The following is a 4,345-nucleotide window of genomic DNA, read 5'->3' on the forward strand; positions in this document are numbered from 1 at the left end:
CTCTTTAGCGCCGATGGTAGTTGGGGGCTTCCCCCTGTGAGAGTAGGACGTCGCTAGGCAATGAAAACAGTCAGCTGTGTGCTGGCTGTTTTTTTATGGGTAATTTTAATTTAAATAAAACAAGAAGCTATAAATAATAGTTTCTTGTTTTTTGTATACTTAAAAGTTCATTTTACAAAAGAAAATTTAATGAATTCCTATAGAATTCCCCTCAAATAACAAGGGGAAATTCCTTTTAATAGTAATTGTAGCCTATATAGAACTAAATCGAGAAATGATTAAAGAGAAGCAACGTTCAGGAATTAAATTGGCCAAGCAAAAGGGGAAATATCGAGGAATAGGTAAAAAATATACATATAAGCATCAGGGTATGAATCATGCCATTGTATTACGTAAAACTGCCGATAAAACTGTAAAGGAGATATGTGCAATTACAGGAATCAGTCATGAAGCGTTTTACCGTAGGCTATAACAATTGAAAATTTTCCACTTGTGGCTTCTCATTCTTCGAATCGTTTCCGTATTCCAAGTTGCAATGTTGCTTATTTAATTATTTTGCAACCGATTTACTTCTTCATTCGACTTTATTGTGTAACGAAGAGGAGGATCAAAATGGATTTAGCAAAATTAGTGCAAAAAGCAAAAAAGGGTGATGATGAAGCATTTGAACAACTGATTGATTCTGTTCGACAAAAGCTGTACCGAACAGCCTATGCATACGTTAGAAACGAACAAGATGCTTTAGATATCTATCAAGAAACAATTTACACAGCCTACCTTTCAATAAAAACATTAAAGAAGCCTGAAAGTTTTTCAAGTTGGATTACAAAAATTCTAGTTTTTAAATCGATTGATTTTATTCGAAAAGAGTCCCGCCATTTTACTGCAGATAATGAGGAAATCTTTACTGAATTAATCGCTTCTGAAAATGGTGATTTTATCATGCATTCAATGGATTTGTCAGAAGCCTTTAAATTCTTAAATCCTACTGTAAAAACCATTATTGTGTTGAGGTATTACCACGATCTTTCCATTAAGGAAATTGCTACGATTATGGATTGCCCGGAAGGAACCGTGAAATCACACTTAAATAGAGCGAAAAAAGAGTTAAGACCCATTTTAAAGGAGGGCTATCTGTATGAATAAAGACAAATTCAATCGATCTATCGACAACATAAATGTACCTGTTGAAAAGCTAAAGGCAAGGGAGAAAACGGCAATCTTTCAAGCCAAGAAAAAAAGAAAAGTAGGAAAAACAACAAAACAGTCAATCTTAGTTGCATGTGGGCTATGTATAACTTTGCTTGGTTCTGGATTTGTTTCAACAGGCATGGCAGAAGCATTATCAAATATCCCCCTGATTGGTCCAATTTATAAGGACTTTAGAGACATTGCTTCAGATAAAATCGAACACGATCAACTTACGACAGTAATTGATAAACAAGATAGTAAAAATGGCTTAACAATGACTGTAAAAGAAGCAGCTTATGATGGCAGCCGGTTAATCGTAACAGTAGTTTACACAGGAGAAAAAGAACTTTCGATGGAAGAAGAAATTGTCGGCTTTAATTATATAACAATTAATGGACAACCAGTTAAACCAGCGATTGGTTCAATAGGGCAAGATGACATAAACTCGAAAACAATAATTGAACATCATCAATTTACCTTTTCTAATTATAATGAATATGGCGATAAAATTGAGGTTGCGGTCCATGGAGAAGATTTATTTGGCTATGAGGGGAAATTGAAGGTGGCTTTCCCACTTGAAAAAATAAAAGGCGATATGTTTGAGTTTTATCCAAAGGCTACAACTAGAACGATTGATAAAGTTTATACATTAACAGCCGACAAAGTAACATTTTCACCTCTATCAACAAGAATAGACCTAACGATTGATTATCCTGTTGAAATGGATGAAAACGATAGTTGGCCATGGTTTGATTTCTCTGTAGTCGATGATAATGGTCATGTATATGATAAACTGAAACTACAAGCAGGCATGGCTGTTGGGAACTATGGTCATCATATGGTACTGACTTTGCCTCCAATGGATACGATACCAAAATCATTTACACTCAAGCCAAGTCATACAAACAATGAGGGCTTTAGTGAAGAGATAAGGGAATTGGAGTTGGTCGTTCCTTTAAATAAAAGTAATTAATGACCTCGTTTGTTTCGTTTACTCATATCGCGGAAGTATCTAAATTGAACATCGAATTTTATTAAAAGCCACGTAAAAAGCTGAATTCCATAGCCATTGGAATTCGGCTTTTTATATTAAATTTTCTTAGAGTTGTAAATCCGCACTTGCCTGATGCTACCCCTATATGAAGACATATTCCTTCTTCCACTAACCTGCCCCGTTAGCTAAATAGAACGGCCACCTTTGCCTTCGGTAGCTTGATCTTAAACTCTTGCCCCCGATAGTTCACTTAGTAAAGCGATTCTTATTAAAGAATCGAGCCCGATTGCTGAAGAATGAATCTTTACCCATTCTTCACATCCACCACTTTAAAACGCTCACAAACAAGGAGCATATCTTCCGAAAATTCACGTCCGATTGCGTTTAACTCATTTCTGAAGAACTTTTCATGAGCTTCCCACCAATATGTATAGGTTCTATCTCCTTCACCTTCTGCAATAGCGAACTCTTCAGTGACTTCATTCATAGGAGTTAGCGTAACTTCTACTGTTTTAATAATTGCTACAGGTTTATCATTGCTGTTTAAAATAATGCTGTAATCCTCCGTTGTTGGCAGTGGTTCATTCTCCAGTTCATAAAAAATATATCCTGAGCATGTTGCAGTTTTACTTCCATCTATCACCAATTGCGCGAGATAATCAGGATCTGCCCCAAATTGCCATGCACTAACAGACTGAGGTTGATTTTGACTCTTCCAATATTCATTCCAGTACTCCTGAGCCGCCTGATTCATAGTATTCCTCCATTTACGTCTTTTATTTTTGTAACATTCTATCATAAATAGATTAAGCAATCTAAAAATCTAATTCCGCAAGAAGCTTCCACTTCAAACGACTATGGTGTTAAGTAGTGAGTAGCTCACTTAATAGTTGTCATTTCAAAGAGCTATTGAAATTCGACATAAACCTGCATTTTTAGTTCTAATTGTTGTTACTAATTCTTATAATGTAAAGATTACTTGAAAAAGGAGAGGGGATTTTGTGGATTGATGGTGTTTTTTCTGGTGGCGGTTTGAAGGGGTTTGCACTTGTTGGGGCGTATCAAGTACTAGAAGCTGAAAATTTTCGCTTTAAACGAGTAGCTGGAACGAGTGCCGGGGCCATATTAGCTGCTTTTATTGCTGCAGGATATAGCGGAAAAGAAATCCAGACTATGTTAGAAGAGTTGGATGTACCTTCATTATTAGATCCAAGGAAAACAATCTTACCATTCCCGTTTATGAAGTGGGTTAATGTTTATCACCATTTAGGTTTATATAAAGGAAAAGCATTAGAAAAATGGTTTTTCCGGAAATTAGCAGCAAAAGGTGTTTACACATTCGGAGATTTACCTAGAGATTCATTAAAGCTAGTGGCCTCAGATTTAACAAATGGTAGAATGATAGTGTTACCGGATGATTTACAAAAGTATCATATTGATGCGGAAAATTTTTCGGTTGCCAGTGCTTTACGTATGAGTTGTGGTATACCATTTTTCTTTGAACCCGTTACATTAAAAACAGGAAAAGGAGATTCAGTTATTGTAGATGGCGGTGTATTGAGTAATTTTCCGTTATGGGTATTTGATGATAGAGAAGGACGTAAAGTGCGACCAATTATAGGGCTTAAATTGAGTAGACGTAGAGAAGAGCAACACCCACATGAAATTAAAAATGGATTAAATTTATTTGAAGCTTTATTTTCTACTATGAAAGATGCTCATGATGAAAGATATATTTCAAGACGGCATGAAAGAGATATTATTTTCATTCCTGTCGATGATTATAGCGCCACACAATTTGATTTAGATGAAGAGACGAAAGAAACGCTTTTAGAAATTGGAAGAAACCGTACTATTCAATTTTTAAAAGCGTGGCCAAGATTTAAGTTATAAAACTATTAAAAAAAATGAATAAAACTATTGACGCTCTATGAAATAGGTGATATTATATAAAAGTTGCTGATGAACATGCAACTAGAACAATATAAAAAAATAACTGTTTGACATTATGTGTGAAACATGTTATTATATAAAAGTTAGCTCTTAACAAAGAGATAATGATTGTAAATGAACCTTGAAAACTGAACAAGCAAAACGTAATCAATAAAGTTTTTAGTAGCTAACCTTGAGTTGGTGAACGAAACAAAATTTTGGACATCA

At 35.0% G+C, this 4,345-nt stretch carries 4 protein-coding genes and 1 pseudogene; 4 read left to right on the forward strand and 1 reads right to left on the reverse strand.

The window, feature by feature from the left end; all coding sequences use genetic code 11:
- Nucleotides 1-223: 223 nt before the first annotated feature.
- The 3 genes and pseudogenes from ACQKN2_RS25090 to ACQKN2_RS25100 all read left to right on the forward strand — a co-directional run.
- Nucleotides 224-472, forward strand: a pseudogene (locus ACQKN2_RS25090) (recombinase family protein); the annotation flags it as partial.
- A 140-nt stretch (nt 473-612) separates the two neighbouring features.
- Entirely contained in the window at nt 613-1,146 is a 534-nt protein-coding gene (locus ACQKN2_RS25095; RefSeq protein WP_323651758.1) for a sigma-70 family RNA polymerase sigma factor, read from the forward strand.
- Nucleotides 1,139-2,164, forward strand: a complete 1,026-nt coding sequence (locus tag ACQKN2_RS25100) for a DUF4179 domain-containing protein (RefSeq protein ID WP_427417341.1) — start codon at nt 1,139-1,141, stop codon at nt 2,162-2,164. The genes ACQKN2_RS25095 and ACQKN2_RS25100 overlap by 8 nt, the downstream gene beginning before the upstream one ends.
- A gap of 325 nt (nt 2,165-2,489) precedes the next feature.
- Here ACQKN2_RS25100 and ACQKN2_RS25105 read toward each other — a convergent pair whose 3' ends face one another.
- Nucleotides 2,490-2,939: an ASCH domain-containing protein gene (locus ACQKN2_RS25105; protein WP_427417342.1), complete on the reverse strand. Its 450-nt coding sequence runs from the start codon at nt 2,937-2,939 to the stop codon at nt 2,490-2,492.
- Nucleotides 2,940-3,184: 245 nt separating this feature from the next.
- Between ACQKN2_RS25105 and ACQKN2_RS25110 the strand changes: the two genes are divergently transcribed.
- Nucleotides 3,185-4,078: a patatin-like phospholipase family protein gene (locus ACQKN2_RS25110; RefSeq protein WP_427417343.1), complete on the forward strand. Its 894-nt coding sequence runs from the start codon at nt 3,185-3,187 to the stop codon at nt 4,076-4,078.
- Nucleotides 4,079-4,345: the final 267 nt, after the last annotated feature.

Source organism: Lysinibacillus sp. NPDC093688 (assembly GCF_050280145.1).
Classification (GTDB): Bacteria; Bacillota; Bacilli; order Bacillales_A; family Planococcaceae; genus Lysinibacillus; species Lysinibacillus xylanilyticus_B.